The sequence below is a fragment of the Chryseobacterium sp. JUb7 genome, assembly GCF_024806495.1.
In the GTDB taxonomy this organism is placed as follows: Bacteria; Bacteroidota; Bacteroidia; order Flavobacteriales; family Weeksellaceae; genus Chryseobacterium.
Genome location: NZ_JANUFF010000006.1, coordinates 110,600 through 126,913 on the forward strand (window position 1 = coordinate 110,600; position 16,314 = coordinate 126,913).

The 16,314-nt window shown below is 38.0% G+C and carries 14 protein-coding genes; 4 read left to right on the forward strand and 10 right to left on the reverse strand.

Annotation, left to right across the window (positions count from 1 at the left end; translation table 11 throughout):
• The first annotated feature begins 31 nt into the window (after positions 1–31).
• From M2373_RS12830 to M2373_RS12845, 4 genes are all read left to right on the forward strand, one after another.
• On the forward strand, positions 32–862 hold the full coding sequence (locus tag M2373_RS12830; protein WP_129058465.1) for a FecR family protein: 831 nt from the start codon (positions 32–34) through the stop codon (positions 860–862).
• Positions 863–1,014: 152 nt separating this feature from the next.
• Positions 1,015–4,104, forward strand: a complete 3,090-nt coding sequence (locus M2373_RS12835) for a SusC/RagA family TonB-linked outer membrane protein (protein ID WP_259111312.1) — start codon at positions 1,015–1,017, stop codon at positions 4,102–4,104.
• A 10-nt stretch (positions 4,105–4,114) separates the two neighbouring features.
• A complete protein-coding gene (locus tag M2373_RS12840) occupies positions 4,115–5,476 on the forward strand; it encodes a RagB/SusD family nutrient uptake outer membrane protein (RefSeq protein WP_259111315.1) in 1,362 nt (453 codons plus the stop codon).
• Positions 5,476–7,977, forward strand: a complete 2,502-nt coding sequence (locus tag M2373_RS12845; protein WP_259111319.1) for a prolyl oligopeptidase family serine peptidase — start codon at positions 5,476–5,478, stop codon at positions 7,975–7,977. Before M2373_RS12840 ends, M2373_RS12845 begins: the two co-directional genes overlap by 1 nt.
• Positions 7,978–7,993: 16 nt before the next feature.
• Here M2373_RS12845 and M2373_RS12850 read toward each other — a convergent pair whose 3' ends face one another.
• The 10 genes from M2373_RS12850 to traJ all read right to left on the reverse strand — a co-directional run bounded on the left by M2373_RS12850 (position 7,994) and on the right by traJ (position 16,300).
• Positions 7,994–8,251: a DUF6520 family protein gene (locus tag M2373_RS12850; RefSeq protein ID WP_076351028.1), complete on the reverse strand. Its 258-nt coding sequence runs from the start codon at positions 8,249–8,251 to the stop codon at positions 7,994–7,996.
• Positions 8,252–8,363: 112 nt separating this feature from the next.
• Complete coding sequence (locus tag M2373_RS12855) at positions 8,364–9,860, reverse strand: DoxX family protein (RefSeq protein ID WP_259111322.1); 1,497 nt, start codon at positions 9,858–9,860, stop codon at positions 8,364–8,366.
• A gap of 91 nt (positions 9,861–9,951) precedes the next feature.
• Positions 9,952–10,722, reverse strand: coding sequence for a helix-turn-helix domain-containing protein (locus M2373_RS12860; protein ID WP_259111323.1), 771 nt, complete (start codon positions 10,720–10,722; stop codon positions 9,952–9,954).
• Positions 10,723–11,009: 287 nt separating this feature from the next.
• Positions 11,010–11,486, reverse strand: coding sequence for a DUF3872 domain-containing protein (locus M2373_RS12865; RefSeq protein WP_123871813.1), 477 nt, complete (start codon positions 11,484–11,486; stop codon positions 11,010–11,012).
• Between the two features lie 12 nt (positions 11,487–11,498).
• The gene (locus M2373_RS12870; protein WP_250253551.1) at positions 11,499–12,056 is read right to left on the reverse strand and encodes a conjugal transfer protein TraO; all 558 of its coding nucleotides are present in this window, start codon (positions 12,054–12,056) and stop codon (positions 11,499–11,501) included.
• Between the two features lie 11 nt (positions 12,057–12,067).
• Positions 12,068–12,955: a conjugative transposon protein TraN gene (gene traN, locus M2373_RS12875; protein WP_259111328.1), complete on the reverse strand. Its 888-nt coding sequence runs from the start codon at positions 12,953–12,955 to the stop codon at positions 12,068–12,070.
• 14 nt (positions 12,956–12,969) lie between these two features.
• A complete protein-coding gene (traM, locus tag M2373_RS12880; RefSeq protein WP_250253553.1) occupies positions 12,970–14,322 on the reverse strand; it encodes a conjugative transposon protein TraM in 1,353 nt (450 codons plus the stop codon).
• A complete protein-coding gene (locus M2373_RS12885; RefSeq protein WP_076352062.1) occupies positions 14,303–14,590 on the reverse strand; it encodes a TraL conjugative transposon family protein in 288 nt (95 codons plus the stop codon). Before M2373_RS12885 ends, traM begins: the two co-directional genes overlap by 20 nt.
• 64 nt (positions 14,591–14,654) lie before the next feature.
• Positions 14,655–15,278, reverse strand: a complete 624-nt coding sequence (gene traK, locus M2373_RS12890; RefSeq protein WP_259111333.1) for a conjugative transposon protein TraK — start codon at positions 15,276–15,278, stop codon at positions 14,655–14,657.
• Between the two features lie 2 nt (positions 15,279–15,280).
• The gene (gene traJ / locus M2373_RS12895; RefSeq protein ID WP_076351014.1) at positions 15,281–16,300 is read right to left on the reverse strand and encodes a conjugative transposon protein TraJ; all 1,020 of its coding nucleotides are present in this window, start codon (positions 16,298–16,300) and stop codon (positions 15,281–15,283) included.
• Between the last annotated feature and the right edge of the window lie 14 nt (positions 16,301–16,314).

Consider the following 16,314-nt stretch of genomic DNA (forward strand, 5'->3'; position numbering starts at 1 on the left):
CGTTCCTAAATGTAATAAAAGACCCTTTCCTATGAACAATAATGAACCTTACATAGAACCACTCACCCCCCAGGAGGCAGAAGAAGATTGGCTCGCTATTATCGCTCGGATAAGAGCCCACGAAGCCAAAAAGAGAAAAAGAAAAATCACCCGCTTTGTATCTGCAATTGCAGCATCAATCCTGCTGTTAATCGGTACTATTATAACTTACAGAATGTATGTGCTACCTGACATATACTTCGCTAAGAATAATGATTTGGCAATAACCTTAACGGATAATTCTCATATTACCCTTTCCAAAGGTGCAAAATTAACAGTATACAAAACCTTTCCTTCTGATACAAGGGATGTTTTTCTTGAGGGTAATGCAGTCTTTGAGGTCAGCAAATCAAAAGAGCATCCATTTATTGTACATGCTGGTTCCTACGAAGCTAAAGTTTTAGGAACTGTATTTAAAGTGGTGCAAACAGGCGCTACTTTTAACGTGGATCTTTATGAGGGCAAGGTTCAGGTGAGCAACTCTACAAAACCCAAAGAATCTTATATCATACGGCCCAAAGAAACATTTTCAAATATGGGCTCCAATCAAGTTGCTACTGTAGCACCAACAGTCCATGACGATTTCAAAAAGAAAAAGATAAGCGCTACGCTAGCTTTTACCGACTTCTATTTACAGGATGCCTTAAAGATCATAGAAAGGACTTATGGGATTAAAATCATATTTCCCGCGGACCGGGCCTCTTCAAAAATATCTATTTTGAGTAAGGATGCCACGGTAGATCAGCTAATGGAAAATATTTCTATACAATTAAACCTAAATATAAAAAAAGCCAATGTTAATACTTTTGAACTGGAGGAGTAAACTCCGGTCTTTGATTACTGCGGACATGATCCCAGACATTTGCCCTAAGTTAGCTTGGACTTAATAGAGAAGACCGACGGGCGCAACCGTCGGTCCTGTATCCAACTAATAAAACTGAACGGAATTATTAATTTTTAAATACATGCAAAAATATGAAAATTTTATGCAGTGCCGCTGTATTTCTATTATTCGGCTGGCACGGGCTACATGCCCAACAGAATCTCTCCCAAATGAGGGTAAGTTTTGAAATCGGTAAAACTCCTGCAACAAAAGCAGTTGAAAAATTTCTAACCAAAAATAACATACCGTATAACTACTCTAATGATGACCTAAAAAATTATACGGTTCAACCGCTAAAGTGTAAGAACGAACCTGTAATTGATTGTTTAAACAAGCTACTAAGAGATATACCGGTTGAAGCTTTAATAAATAATAATAGTGTTATTATTCGACCAAAAAAGAACAAGATAACATCTGATAATATTGAATTGTCTGAACCCTCTATCGCAAAAGCAGATACCTTACGCGAAGCATCTAAAATTCAAACCATTGAAGAAGTTATCCTAAATGCTGGTTACTATAAAGTGAGAGACAAGGAACGCACTGGTAGTATTTCTAAGGTAACAGCAAAAGAAATAGAAAACCAGCCTGTTACCAATGTGTTATCAACTGTTCAGGGACGTATGACAGGGGTCAACATTATTCAGAATAGTGGTGTACCTGGCGCAGGATTTGAGATTCAGATCAGAGGACAAAACAGCTTAAGAACAGGAACTTTTACAGAACAAAACGGTAACGTCCCTCTCTATGTTGTGGATGGCGTTCCCTTTAGTGAAATAAGTCCCCAGAAATCTCAGATCTCATCGACAATCATACCCGGAGGGAATATCAACCCATTAAATACAATCAATCCTAATGATATCGAAAGCATCGAAGTACTAAAGGACGCCGATGCCACAGCAATCTATGGTTCAAGAGGAGCGAATGGTGTTATACTGATCACTACAAAAAAAGGTAAATCCGGCAAAGTAAGCCTGAATTTTTCTACCAATTATGGAATAAGCGAAGCTATATCCAATCTTACCCTGCTCAATAAAGATGAATATCTAAACATGCGCCGTACAGCCTATAAAAATGATGGTATTACTGCCTACCCATCAAATGCCTATGATGTAAATGGTGTGTGGGATCAGCAGAATGGAATTAATTGGCAAAAAATTTTGATAGGTAAAAAGGCTACGACCAATAATACCCAGCTATCAGCAAATGGAGGAAGCAAAACCACAAGCTTTCTGGTGAGTTTAGGTCATAACGAACAGACAACGGTATATGGACAGGATTTTAAATACACTTCTTATAATTTTAGCTCAAATCTATCACATCGCTCAGAAGATAACCGATTTCAGATCAATGTTTCAAATTTGTTCACACAACAAAAAAATAATGTTATTTATAGTGATCTGACAACAAGAGCGTTTACACTATCTCCTATATCACCTCAGCTCTACACCCCTGATGGTAGTCTGAACTGGGCTAACAATACATTTACAAATCCGCTAGCAGCCTATAATGCATCCTATAACAATGACACAAAGCTGTTCCAAACAAATTTAAACTCAGAATACAAGCTTTTTAAAGACTTTAAAGTTAAGGTTAACGCAGGACTAAATTATACGATGGTCGATGAGTTGGCCCTACAGCCAAATACCATCTATAATCCTAACATTGGAAGTGGCCTTTCGAGTGCAAATTCACAGGCACGCCAGAAAAAACAGAACATTTTCTCCTTTATTATAGAACCACAGGTAAACTGGGCAAAAAGCTGGGGCAAACATAATCTACAGATTCTTTTCGGAGGAACTTTTCAGAGTATGGTCAGAGATACCGAAGAAGAGCTGGGTTTTGGTTTTGAAAGCAATCAGTTCATCAGTAATATAGCCGCTGCAAAAACTATAATGATGTTGGAAAACTCCAACATTGAGTACAAGTACGCAGCAATCTATGGTAGGCTTAACTATCAATTTAAAAATAAATACATACTGAATTTAACAGGCAGACGCGACGGTAGCAGTCGTTTTGGCCCCAATAATAGATTTGCAAATTTTGGTGCCATAGGGGCAGCCTGGAATTTTTCGAAAGAAAACCTTTTAAAAAATCTGGAATGGTTGAGCACAGGTAAGTTACGTGGTAGTTACGGATCTGCTGGAAGTGACAATATCGGTGATTTTCAGTTTCTTAAAAATTATATTGCTTCATCAACATTGATCTACAACAATATTACTGGCCTATCTCCTTCCCGTCTTTACAATCCGGATTACAGCTGGGAAATAACGAAAAAAATGGAAGCCGCAGTTGAACTGGGCTTTTTTAAAAATAGATTAAGCCTCAGTACAGCCTTGTATCGCAACCGCTCTTCAAGTCAGTTGGTTGGATATCAGCTTTCCGCAGTGACAGGATTTTCCAGTGTTATGGCAAATCTGAACGCGACTATAGAAAATAAAGGACTGGAAATAGAAATTACAGGTCGCCCGATCGCAAAGAAAGACCTGCAATGGGAATCAAGTTTTAACATAAGCTTCCCCAGTAACGAGCTGCTATCATTTCCCGGACTGGCAGGCTCATCCTATGCAAATCAATATGTTATTGGCCAGCCCACAAATATTGTAAAATTATATCAGTTCGAGGGAATCGACCCATCAACCGGTCAATATAGATTCAAGGATTTTAATGGTGATGGTAAAATTACTAGCCCGGAGGACCGACAGGTTGTAGCCGATATTGGCATCAAATATTTCGGTGGATGGAGCAACAATTTCCGATACAAAAACTGGGATTTATCCATTCTCTTTCAATTTGTTAAAAAGAAAGGTTGGAATTACAACTCCATCATGTCACTTCCGGGAACAATGAGCAATCAGCCTACACAAGTACTTGACGTTTGGTCACCACAGAACCCTACAGGTTACTACATGCCATACAGTACCTTAAACACGAATATACATAACCTATTCCGTACTAGTACTGCCGCAGTTTCTGATGCTTCCTTCATACGTTTAAAAAACATTCAGCTTGCGTACACGCTACCACTAACTGAGGGTACATTCAAAAATGTAAAAATTTACTTTCAGGGCCAGAACCTCTTGACCTGGACAAAATTTTTTGGCGTAGACCCTGAAGCATTGACATCTGGTTTTTTACCACCACTCCGAACATACTCTTTCGGAATTCAATTTAACCTTTAAAAAAAAGAAAATGAAAAAGATAAATTTTGTCATACTGATGATATTCATTTTAACAGCCGCATCATGCGATAGATTATTAGATGTAAATACACCTGACAACCAGATCGACCAAAGTAAAGTTTTCGAGGATATTCAGACAGCAAATGCTGCTCTTGCTGCACACTATGCCGATCTGATGAAAAGTTCCCCAATTGCGGGAGGTGATCTTGAGACTTATTTGAGCTCATATACAGATGAACTCCGTAATTATACGACAAACGCATCTGATAGCAGAGATCTGTTTTTAAATCTGCACACAGATACAAACAGTATCATGCTTAACGCGTGGGCAACAGCTTACAAGCACATCTACACTGCGAATGCTATTATAGAGGGAATTTCAGGTTCACAAGGAATTTCAGCCAGTGAAAAAAACTGGTTCCGCGGGCAGGCTCTACTGACAAGAAGTATTATGTTCTTCTATTTAAACCAACTTTATGGAGATATTCCCTATCCTGAATCAACAGATTACAAAGTCAATAATGTCATTAAAAAAACATCATCAATCACCGTATTGACAAATTTGGAACGTGATCTTCTGGAAGTCTCTTCGCTACTTCAAAATGAATATAAAGATCCCGAGAGGATTTACCCGAACAGATTTGTAGCGAAACTGCTACTGGCTAAAGTATACATGGCTGGGCAGAAATGGGATAAAGCTGAAATTTTATTGAAAGAAATTATACAGAGCTCCATGTATCAGATCGAATCTGACATTACAAAGGTTTTTACAAAATCTGGAAAAGAAGTAATATGGCAACTAAAACCTAACAACAATGCTTCTTTACAGCAGGCCACAATATTTTATTTCACCAATTCATTACCAAATATTTACGCAATTTCGGAATCGTTGATCAACACATTTCAGGATAATGATCTCCGTAAACAGAACTGGATAGGACGTGTAGATTTCAACGGCGTTTCCTACTACAGAGTGGAGAAATATAAAAACCGTAATAACACCAATACCAACGAATATTCGATTGTGTTTAGGCTTGAAGAAGCCTATCTCTTACTGGCAGAAACACTTGCTCAGGAGAATAAGGTTGATGAGGCACTGCCCTACGTCAATGCAATAAAACTGCGCGCGCAACTTGCTCCTCTTACAATGCCAATCTCTAAGGAACTACTTCTGCAGGAGATCCTACTTGAAGATAAGAGAGAATTTTTTGTGGAAATGGGACATCGTTTTCTGGATTTAAAAAGAACAGGAAAATTGAACACGCTACAAGCGACAAAACAAAACTGGAAAGATTTCCATCAATTATGGCCAATACCTCAAAAAGAAATTCTTTTAAATGCTAACCTGAAACCTCAAAACCCTGGATATTAATGTTGACTATAATAAAAATATTACTGCTGTTTACAGGTTGTATTTGCGTTTCGGGACAAAGCTATCCGGACACTATAACAGCCTGGAAAACGAAGTTCGCCAAATTGGGAGGAGCACCAAAACTTTCTCCCGCAGGTAAATGGATATCTATCAATAAATTTTCCAGGAACGCCACAGACACTACCTACGTTGCTGAAAGTCTGTCTGGAAAAAACCTCCACAAAATAGTGGGCAGTGCCACCTTTTTAAATGACCAGCTCGTCATAGGAAAAAATAGGGATAACGTTGAAGTTATCAATCTTCAAAATGGAAGTAAATCTTTGCACGAAAATATCAGCAATGTTTATGCATTAACTGCTCTAAATCGATATGCTCTGCTAACAAGGGCAAAGACAATCGAAATATATGATCAGAGCGGTAAATTAGAACAGTTAAACAATATCGAGGGATTTGGTATCAATAAACAAAATAGATTGTATGTGGTACGCAAAGTTGAAAACAGCCATGAAATCTGGGATCTCTCCTCGAAACATATCCGTTGCGCTTATAGTACACCTCATAATATAAGAAAAACCGATATTAGTATTTCTGGTGACAAACTATTTATTACCGAAGGGATTAAAGGTGAGCCAGATGACCAGCTTGTAATCGTTGGAACAACTGGAACTGACATTAAAATTCCAATACCCAAACTGGCAGAAATAAGTTTTACAGAAATCCAGAAAGGTAAAGCATTCCTACTGGAGGCGAAGGTTAAATTTGACGAGATTCACAAGGAGGATGTAGAAATTTGGTATGGTAATGATACGTATCTGGGACAGGATAAACTGTATTTTAAAGCCAAATCACAAAAATTCTGGTTTTATAATCCGACTAAATCCATTATTAAAGAGTTAACATCGACCAAAGGATTCGAAGTTAAAGCGCTAAATAATGAAAGATTTTTCTTAACCTATATTCCCCGTAAAGACTTCAATTACCTGACATCTAATCTCAGTCCAGAAGACCTCAATGATGCGCATATATATGATAGCTTTTCGGATACCTTCATCCCCATCGGCAATTTTAAGGCGGTCAGAAGGTTAAACCGCAGAAAGGTACATAAAACAATTTTTGAACAAGTTATATCTTCGCCCGATGGCACCAGATTTCTTGCGAGCACAGATGGACTTAAATGGACTTTATTTCATGTTTCAGGAAAAACTAAACGTGTAATAGACAAGGAAGGATTAGAACTTCCTGTCTTTTCGCAAGACGGTAAAAATATCTTTTTTGAAAGTTCGGATGACCTCTGGATTTATAACCTCAAGAAAGAACAGCTTAGTCCAATGAATATTGCACATGGTCAAATAACTAGGATTAAAGACAACGTTTATAAAAATGATAACCGCGCTCCATCTCTGTCTGTGCAAGAACCACTGTTGGTTGAAGGTTATAGTTTGCTGAACAATACAACCTCCTACTACCTTATCGAAAATAGAAAATCAAAAACAGTTATTCCGTCTACTGATAATCGGATCAACAACATCGTATTTGATCAAAAGTTTAGGAACTTCTATACTGTAGAGGAAAATTTCAATAAACCACCGTTTTTACGGCACTATAGTGGAGCAAAGACAGCAAAGATAATCATGGAATGCGATGGAGGCGATAAAAATGCTAACAGGATCAAACAGGAAATCATCACTTTTGATGCCATCGGAAAAAAACTAAATGGTATTTTATACTATCCTACTAATTTTGATCCAAAACGGATATATCCAATGGTTGTTCACATCTACCAAAGACAAAGACAGGAGTCAAATGAATATCTTTCACCCAATAATGAGTTTCCAGTAGGATTCCAGATAAGGACTTTAATTGAAAGAGGCTACTTTGTCTTCCTACCAGATATTTTATACAATGACTCAGGTACCGGGTTATCGGCGCTAGAATGTGTGGAACGAGGTTTAGACCGCGTGCTGAAGAACCCCAATATTAACGCGACAAAAATTGGGCTCGGGGGCCATTCACATGGTGGATATGAGACAAATTTTATCGCCACCCATTCAAACCGATTTGCCACTTACGTTTCCGGAGCTGGTAACAGTGATATTATTCGCTCCTACTATTCCTATAATTACAACTTTATCAGTCCCTTTTATTGGCAGTTTGAAAATGAACAATATGAACTGGGTAAATCCGTTGCAGAAGACAAGTCTTTATATCTGAAAAACAGTCCGATTTTAAATGTAGAAAAAGTGAATGCCCCAATACTCCTATGGGCGGGCAAAAAAGATGAAAATATTCAATGGGATCAGGTAATGGAATTTTTTATTGGCTTAAAACGCTATAAAAAAAATGTTATAGCTTTATTTTATCCAAACCAAAGCCATGCTTTTATCAACGGTACATCAGCTGAACAAGATCTTAGTACACGGATAATACAATGGTGGGATTACAATCTGAAAAATGAAAAAAATATAGACTGGATCAATCAATTGAAAAAGGATGCCGATTAGGCATCCTTTCTTTTCTTTACGGCTGACTTCTGTGCATTTCAGTTGAACAGGTTGTTTCGTTCAATTTGAATTGGTACAACTGCACGGAACTTGATCCATCTAAAGTACATAGAAAAGAGCCTGCATTATCACAGTCTTGCTCCACTTGTACACATTGATTTCCTTCAATACGAAAAGTAGGAATAATTTTAGATGATTTGCTTACCTGATTTCCAGCAAAAGCTGCACCTATACCTACTGCTACAGTAAGAACAGGAATAAGTAATTTTTTCATGCTATCATAATTTAATCGGTTATCGCCTAATCTATTACAGGGTTTTCGGCTAATTCCCTTTTTTATCCCTATCCACCGACGGCTCCCAGAGCTGCCGATTTCGCAAATAATTCTAATTAAAAGCTTCTCCCCTGATTTTATAACGGCGCAACTCATTGCCAACAATTGCATACAGATCATTCCCGTTTACTAACCATGAAGATAGCGCTTCACCTTTTTTATGATCAATATAAAAACTGCCCATGTACTGCTGTCTCGCTGTATTATACACGTCTATTATGGACGAGGTTCTCCAAGCTTCAGATGGCTCATATTGACCTTTCAGATTTGATTCGTTAAACAATAAGTCACCATAAATAACTGATCTTTTATTCACGGTAAATGGGGGTGCTCCCATTTTTTTGCTACCATCCGATAATTTTGTTATTGTTATTTTGGCATGTGTGGTCGTATCTATTGTTTGCAAACGTTTATCAATTCTCAAAGTACTATCCATGACAATAAACTGATTTCGATAAACGTATGTATAAACCAATTTCGTCGCATTGCTATTGGAAATTAGTGAGCCATCAACCGAAAATACACCATCAATCTGTCCTTGAAGTACATCTGATTTTAATTTTACCTTCGAATTCCTACTTAGATCCAGCAAAGCTAATGTATAACTCCGGTCTGATCCTCGCTGTGTTCTGATGGCAAACCTCGTGGAATCGAGAATGACCATTTGATTAAAAAATGCATCCTTATAACTTAATGTCCGTGCGATAGAATCACCAAGATGTCCTCTATATATTATAGGAACTGTACCGTCAAACACATAAAAATATGGTTTTCGGACTTGAAGCTTTACATTGCGGAAATTATAATCTTTTTTATCAATTATTGTATGCATTTGGGAAAACACGGTTAATGATGTGTCAATTGTCGTAACAATCAACGGTGCACTGATATTTCCAAGATATAGAATACCCTCTTCAATTCCTGCCAGATAGAAAGAGTTCACTTTTAAGTCTTTTGTTTTTTCAATGAGTACAGGGTGCTGCAAGAATCTTCTTATGAAACTATTTTCACTTTTAATGATATGTTCTGAGCTTCGAAAAAGTCCAATAACAACGAGACAGCTGATAACAATAATTAGTCCTCCAACTCCAAGTTCTTTAAGTCCAGACCTTCCTATTTTTTTCACCAAAACAATTAGCGCAATAAATGATAACACTAAAAAGAAAATATTAAAGATCAGATGTTCAGTCCATCCTAATTTTTCTAGAATACCTCCACATGAGCATGGAACGAAATCGCTATAATTTAAGATAAGATATATATACAGTGTGAATGCTGACATAAGGCCGATTGATGCATATAGTCCTACCTTATTGCTATTTGGAATCAATAACATGATTGCCACCAAAAACTCAATGACCAAAATTCCGTAAGAAATAACTCCAGCATAGGCACTCAATAGTGGAGATTGGGCTAATTGAACCTGAAATGCTTCAAAGTCAAATAATTTACTGGCAGCTGCATAAATGAACAGTAAGGCAAGTAAAATACTGACAATCTTTACTAAGTGTTTCCAAATAAAATTAATAACCCTCATAACCATTGGCATTGATTATTACAAATTTCGCCAATACAGGAAAATATAATACGGACAATATTGATGATAATATTTCCATTTTGAGGAAAAACATGCCAAATATTTATTTACGAACCTTTAGCTTTGCCAATCGAGGAATATCACCAAGACGAATTTCATTCCTTACAAAAACCTTGTGCATGTTCTCGTAATCAGAGAAATTATTTTTGAATGCTATTTCCTTCAAACTAAGGGTTGTAAAGGCGATATCACTAACAGCTTCCAACATCTTAATTTTTAACCAAAACCGATAGAAGGAATCACCAAGACAGATCTTGGAGTCGCGCTGAAAATGCTCATAAATATAACCTTCGGATTCAATATAATTTTGAAGAGTCTGTTTAAATCCTTGGTTATATGACTTTAGTAGATCCTTTATATACGAGACATCGGATGGAACATCTTGCAGTACATGTTTTGGAACGGAAAGATCGACAAAATGCAAGTAACCATTCCTGATATCTTCCAAGTATGCTATTCCAACGACAAGATGCATGCTGTCCCCTTCAGTATAACGGTGATGAACTGGAAACACATCCTTAAAAGCCTGGGCTTTCCAATTCAACTTAGCAATAACATCAAGCACGATGGGGTCGTAATCATTTAAATTTGTAAAATCAAAACTACACACATGTTCCTTCTTGAATGCTTTATTCGGAATAATATCAAGCTTTTTTAAAATTGCATAAAAGTTATCCACAATACTTTGCAAACGCATAGATAATTCCAGTTGGTCGGAGAACAAAACGGCTGGCTTCACAAAGTTTAAATTGCAAAATTTAGAGATATTTCGCCCCGCCAAATCATCCAATAATGAAATGGTGTAAAAATTCATTGTAACCTATAGTTAGTTTTCAAAGTAAGACCGATCTCAGAACTGGCATTGTAATAAGTTTTCGTATAGTGTAATTTACGGCCTATAGTTTTTTAAATATAATATTTTTAATCTAATAAAGAAATAACATACAATAAATTACCAATTAAATGCATTACAACACATTACCGATCCTTTAATTGTAACAAAAAAGGACGGCTTTAAAGCCGTCCAATCGAGCATGGGCTCATTCTGGTAGTGTAGGATTTTCGTTTTATAAAAGTAACAAACAATTCCAGATTTAGAAATTATCTAACTGGGCCAATAATAATGGGGCCTAGCTTCTTATTGTTAAACTGGAATGATAGCTGCTTTTCATTACCAAAACTATCACTGATCCATACGTCAAAATTCTGTGCTACAAATGACTCAGAGGTATAATAAAGTCTGAATTCCTTTTGCATTAACGGGTATAGATCATTTGGCAGGTAAGGTTTATGATCAAAATACCTCAATGTTCCTTGTCCGTCGTTCTGAAAATAACGTATATGATACTTATTTTCAGCGTACTCACCACTGGAGATAATCGATATTCTCATTTCCACTGTTTCACCCAGTGCTATATCTTTTGGTACAGGCATTACCTTTACATCAAAAGGAAAATTCTCCTGGATATCCAAAGTATCTTTTGTACAGCCTGACAAGAAGATAATTCCAACAATCGCCATCAACCCCAGTACAAGCGTACCAAATGACATTTGACTAATATGCATTATATTTTTCATAACATTATTTTTTCAAAAGTTAATGCGTAATCCAATCCCTGAAGAGGGTCTGAATTGATCCAAATCTGTTCCCCAAAGCACTCTAATGCGTCCCTGTAAAAGCAAAACGATATTATCGGACAAATAAGTTTCAAGAGATAATCTACCTGCCGTGCCGAACATGAAACCACCATCATTCAATAACAGCGCGCCGTCTGAAAGTATTCTATCGCCACGATTCAAAACTTCATATCCGGCAACACCGGTCAATCCCGCATTAAGTGTGATAAACTTTCTTGCATCCGAAAGCAACTGTACACTATATCCAATCTCACCCAAATAATTTTCCAACGGGAGCGTCCACTGCTTATAATCTGTAGTACGACGCTGAAATTCTGCACTCCAAATCCAGTAGTTCCCGCGCCTGCCGAAGCTATTTAGGGTTAAATTGACGTAGTAATTAGAACTTACATCTTTACTTGCCAGCATTCCGCCACTTACCTCTAGCGCTTTTTGTTTATAGACCATGCGTTGCGAATATCCATGAATACTTATAAGCATAAGTATCAAAACAATGATATACTTTTTCATAAGATATTTTTTTACTGACTAATTTTGATTTTCATATCCGAAACAGATTTCGCATTCACCAGATCGGAATTTTCTATTTCTAACACCTGATTTCGACCTCCATTCTTCTCATACAATGCGATCTTTAGAACCTGATCATCACTAATGGTAAATTGATCGAGAAGCACGACATTTGATGCCAATGATTCATCTGAAACGATCTCCATCATCGGATATTCACGTAATGGTGCAAGCTGTTTTTCCTGCGATACTGTCCTTTTACCAACCTGTTTATCCACAATCTTGAAAGTGCAATAATCAATTAAGTAAGGAACGTTCGATTTATTCTTGACCTCCGTATGAAAGTAAAATTTACCATTGTGCACAAATATGCCCTTCAGGATAAATTGCACACCATACGATTTAGATCCTATGTGTCTGATGTACCGTTTGTCTTGCTGATAAATGGTCTTCATCACCGTTTCCGTTAATGATGGTGGGTTAAAACCTAGTTCCTCAAACTGGACATTTTTTTGCTCGACACGTTCCCCCTCTTGTTGCATTTTATGCAGGTCATAATTTAATGTTTGCGGATAACCATTGTATGTCACATTAAAATTATAGAATTGCCCATCCTTTGTAATTACACTAAAATTAGTTTCTTCACTAAAATCCTTTACCGCAGCTTTAACACGCAGCACGTTCTGAGCATCTTCCGCGATTCCAGCAGTAAGCAACTCTGAACCCAGATCTGCATATCTTATCGCAACAGGAAAGATTAAATGAGTAGTCTTGTTGTATGTTACCTCAAGCCTATAGGCTTCGACCCTTCCCTTTTCAAGATCGGATTGTTGTCCAAAAGTTTTTATAAATAGTCCCACCAAAAGGACTATTAAAACTGTATTCCTTATGATATTCATCTTTTTGATTTTTGTTAATTATTCTTTTTCGTAACCAGCAAGACTTGCTGACCGGCTTTAAGGGTCACCTTGACAGTCCTTATTTTTTTTGAAAAATATCCCGAAACTCCCTGCACAAGACCGCGTGTCAGGTCGCCAACAACCTGCTGTCCTGCTGAACGCGACATGGAAATATTCATACCGGAACTTTGGCTCATATTAGCAGCTATCTCACCAGCGGCATTGATTTCATCAGACCTTGGAACGGATAACCCTAATTGACCATTCACATCATAAGCAAGTATCTCAACAGGCAGGATATTCCCCTTGACCTCAACTGATGAAACTTTTAACTGTAACCTATTCCCCTGAAATTTTGTACCAGCCTCCATTTCTGTCCCTTTGGGAACGCTGTAGCCCGCAATCGTTGCATCTTCCAGTAATCTCAGCTTTACAGAGCCATCCGCCGTAACAGTTTTAGTTTCCATAATTATAGCACGTATACTATTCCTTGCAATCCCCATTTTTTCTCTTGCCCCTACCGTTAAAAAGGAATGATTCCTTTCACCTTCCAGACTTGCTAGGAAAGTGCTGTCATCTTGTTCGCGATACAAAGCGCTGACTATACTTTTTCTTAGTCCCTTTAGACTTTCCGTTTTTTCGGTTTTGCTTGGACTTTTATGATAATTATAATTTGCTGAATCTTTAAAAGATGCTGCTGCTGTCATATCCGTTCCTTGGGTTCCACTGGGAAGATATTTTGATGCCATTTGATACGACTTTTCCATTAAAGTTAGCTGGTCATTCAAGGTAGGAGCAGCCGGAACATCCTTTGCAGAAAGCTTCTCTTGCAATTGATCAACTTTCCTGCGCAATTCCAATTTCTCCCTATCATCATCTTGATAAAAGGAACTCAGCGTACTTTGTGCATTTCTGTAGCTCGTTAACGAATTATTTTGGTAACCTGGGTTTCCAATATTTCCTGATGTATTTCCAACACTTGCGGTAGACCCAGGAAATTCTCCTGCTGTAGTGCTATCGCCGTTGTTATTCCAATAATCAGCCAGTGATTGCAATGAACTTCTTTTTTCAGCTTCCTTTTCATCCAACATCTCTTTCTCGTATGCCTTTTGTTTATCCGCCTGCAAACCTTTGTCCGTAGCTTCGGGAACAACATTTTTTAATCCCTTTTCATCTATCGCGCTACCAGAACTTTTTGGCTTAAATATCAAATACAGGCACGCAATAAAAACAATTCCCATGATTCCAAAAATCAACGGTTTTTTGAACTTGTCAACTTTTGATTTACTATCGGTTAAATTGGAACTATCACTGCCAGTTTCATCATCGACGATTATACTTATGCGTTTATTCTCTCTCTCTTCCATTTCTATATTTTTTATAGTTAATTAGGATAGAATCCTTCCTCGCAGATGAACCATCATTAATGGAGGGAGATTCTATATGGCTTATTTCCATTTGTCGATCCTCTTTGCCCAGATCATAGCATACCTTGACAAGCACACCAATGCCCATTGTGAGGTAAAAAGCAAAAAGAATAATGACATACCTGCATTGGGTCTTTAGCGGTAGTGCCTGCCACCTATTATCGAGTTTTTCTAACTCGCTTTCGATTGTATTTCTAAAATTTTTCATGTTATTTTTTTTAGCTATAATGAACCTTCGTTGTGCAGATTTTTCATTCGTCTACTACTTGTTTCTACCGCTCAATAACCTCTTCGTCCTTATTTGCTAATACACCGAATTTCAAAATCTGAAATCCCTGTGGATTATTATCTGATTTCACACTGTTCAAGAGTGTACAGGAAGTAACCAAACTTCGCCTGGTCAGATTACTGGATCTTATAATGAACTGCTTGGCATAGGTAGTCACAGCATAGGGGTAAGAATTAAAATTGCATACAATGCTATCAACCTCAATACGTTGCTGCACATTACCAGAGATAATCCGATTATAGTATCCCTTCTCTGCAAGATCATGGTAGTAGTCGTAGGCACTTTTGTCCGCCAGATCAAATGCGCGTTTCATATTACTTTCAATGGCAGCTTTGTCGGGAGCAAGCGTAAAAAACAGCTCGTGAAATCTACGCACATGTTCTCTGGCCATAACCGGCCTATTAATGGCAGCGTCCTGTGATAAAGCCAGCATTAGGGATTTACCTTGATCCAAAACATAAATCTTTTCCCGCTGCACATTTGCAAAAGAATAGGATTTCCAGACTGAAAATCCAGTCACTCCAAAGCAAAGCAATGCAAAAACAATAGCGTATAGCCGGATCTGTCTAAAGCTATTCTCTATATTTCTTAAAGTTTTAAACTCCATAACTATTTCGTTTTTTGCCCACCTTGATTATTACCCATAAGTTGACCTCCAACTTCGCCGATGGCAGCTCCAGCACCAGCAGCAGCGACATTTCCGCTACGCATAGCCATTTGACTAACATTTCTGGTAAAGTTCCCAGCGCCTCCAGCCTGGATAATCCAGCCCGTCACTGTAGGTATGGTGAAGTAACCAACAATTCCAATGATCATGAATATCACATATACGGTGTTACTGGTGTCGGGAATAAATGTTGGATCGTTGAGCATTTCAATATCCCGCTCTAATATCAAAGACTGGATTTTCGCAAGCATTGCACTGAACATATCCGCCACAGGAAGCCATAGGTAAACACTTATATACCGTGTCAGCCACTGGCTTAATGTACTCTGAAAACCATCCCATACGCTGATCGCAAATGCTATGGGGCCTAATATAGAAAGCACGATCAGAAAAAATGTTCGAATTGTATCGACGACCAAAGCAGCAGCCTGAAAGAGGATTTCCAGCAGTTCCCGAAGCCACTTTTTTGTAGCCTGCTCCATATTATAAGCCGTGCGATCCATATACATTCCTGCCATAGTAACCAGATCATTTGGCGCCCAGCCCAACTCTTCCAGTTTTTTGTCGAATTCCTCGTTATTGACCAGATAGGCTGTTTCTGGATTTCTCAGTGTTGCTTCCTTTTCCAATAGGTCCTTCTGCTCCTGTAGCTTATTTAGGTCAAGCACCTGATTGTCCAGCATACTATGTGTTCCTTGCACAACCGGACTTAAAACCGCATTAATGGTTCCCAGTACGATGGTTGGAAAGAACATGATGCACATTCCAATCGCAAACGGTCGAAGTAAAGGGAAAACATCGATAGGTTCCGCTCTGCTCAATGCCTGCCACACTTTTAGTGCGACATAGAACAATGCACCCAATCCGGCAACACCTTTGGCAACGGTTGCCATTGTAGCAGACATCGGAAGCATCTCATCGTAGAGCCCCCGAAGGAGCTCATGTAGATTATTAAATTCCATAATTCTTCTTTTGA

Bases quoted from the DNA above. Each gene is read 5' to 3' on its own strand.
- M2373_RS12830 (WP_129058465.1), top strand. From the start codon at position 32: ATGAACAATAATGAACCTTACATAGAACCACTCACCCCCCAGGAGGCA.
- M2373_RS12835 (WP_259111312.1), top strand. From the start codon at position 1,015: ATGAAAATTTTATGCAGTGCCGCTGTATTTCTATTATTCGGCTGGCAC.
- M2373_RS12840 (WP_259111315.1), top strand. From the start codon at position 4,115: ATGAAAAAGATAAATTTTGTCATACTGATGATATTCATTTTAACAGCC.
- M2373_RS12845 (WP_259111319.1), top strand. From the start codon at position 5,476: ATGTTGACTATAATAAAAATATTACTGCTGTTTACAGGTTGTATTTGC.
- M2373_RS12850 (WP_076351028.1), bottom strand. From the start codon at position 8,251: ATGAAAAAATTACTTATTCCTGTTCTTACTGTAGCAGTAGGTATAGGT.
- M2373_RS12855 (WP_259111322.1), bottom strand. From the start codon at position 9,860: ATGCCAATGGTTATGAGGGTTATTAATTTTATTTGGAAACACTTAGTA.
- M2373_RS12860 (WP_259111323.1), bottom strand. From the start codon at position 10,722: ATGAATTTTTACACCATTTCATTATTGGATGATTTGGCGGGGCGAAAT.
- M2373_RS12865 (WP_123871813.1), bottom strand. From the start codon at position 11,486: ATGAAAAATATAATGCATATTAGTCAAATGTCATTTGGTACGCTTGTA.
- M2373_RS12870 (WP_250253551.1), bottom strand. From the start codon at position 12,056: ATGAAAAAGTATATCATTGTTTTGATACTTATGCTTATAAGTATTCAT.
- traN (WP_259111328.1), bottom strand. From the start codon at position 12,955: ATGAATATCATAAGGAATACAGTTTTAATAGTCCTTTTGGTGGGACTA.
- traM (WP_250253553.1), bottom strand. From the start codon at position 14,322: ATGGAAGAGAGAGAGAATAAACGCATAAGTATAATCGTCGATGATGAA.
- M2373_RS12885 (WP_076352062.1), bottom strand. From the start codon at position 14,590: ATGAAAAATTTTAGAAATACAATCGAAAGCGAGTTAGAAAAACTCGAT.
- traK (WP_259111333.1), bottom strand. From the start codon at position 15,278: ATGGAGTTTAAAACTTTAAGAAATATAGAGAATAGCTTTAGACAGATC.
- traJ (WP_076351014.1), bottom strand. From the start codon at position 16,300: ATGGAATTTAATAATCTACATGAGCTCCTTCGGGGGCTCTACGATGAG.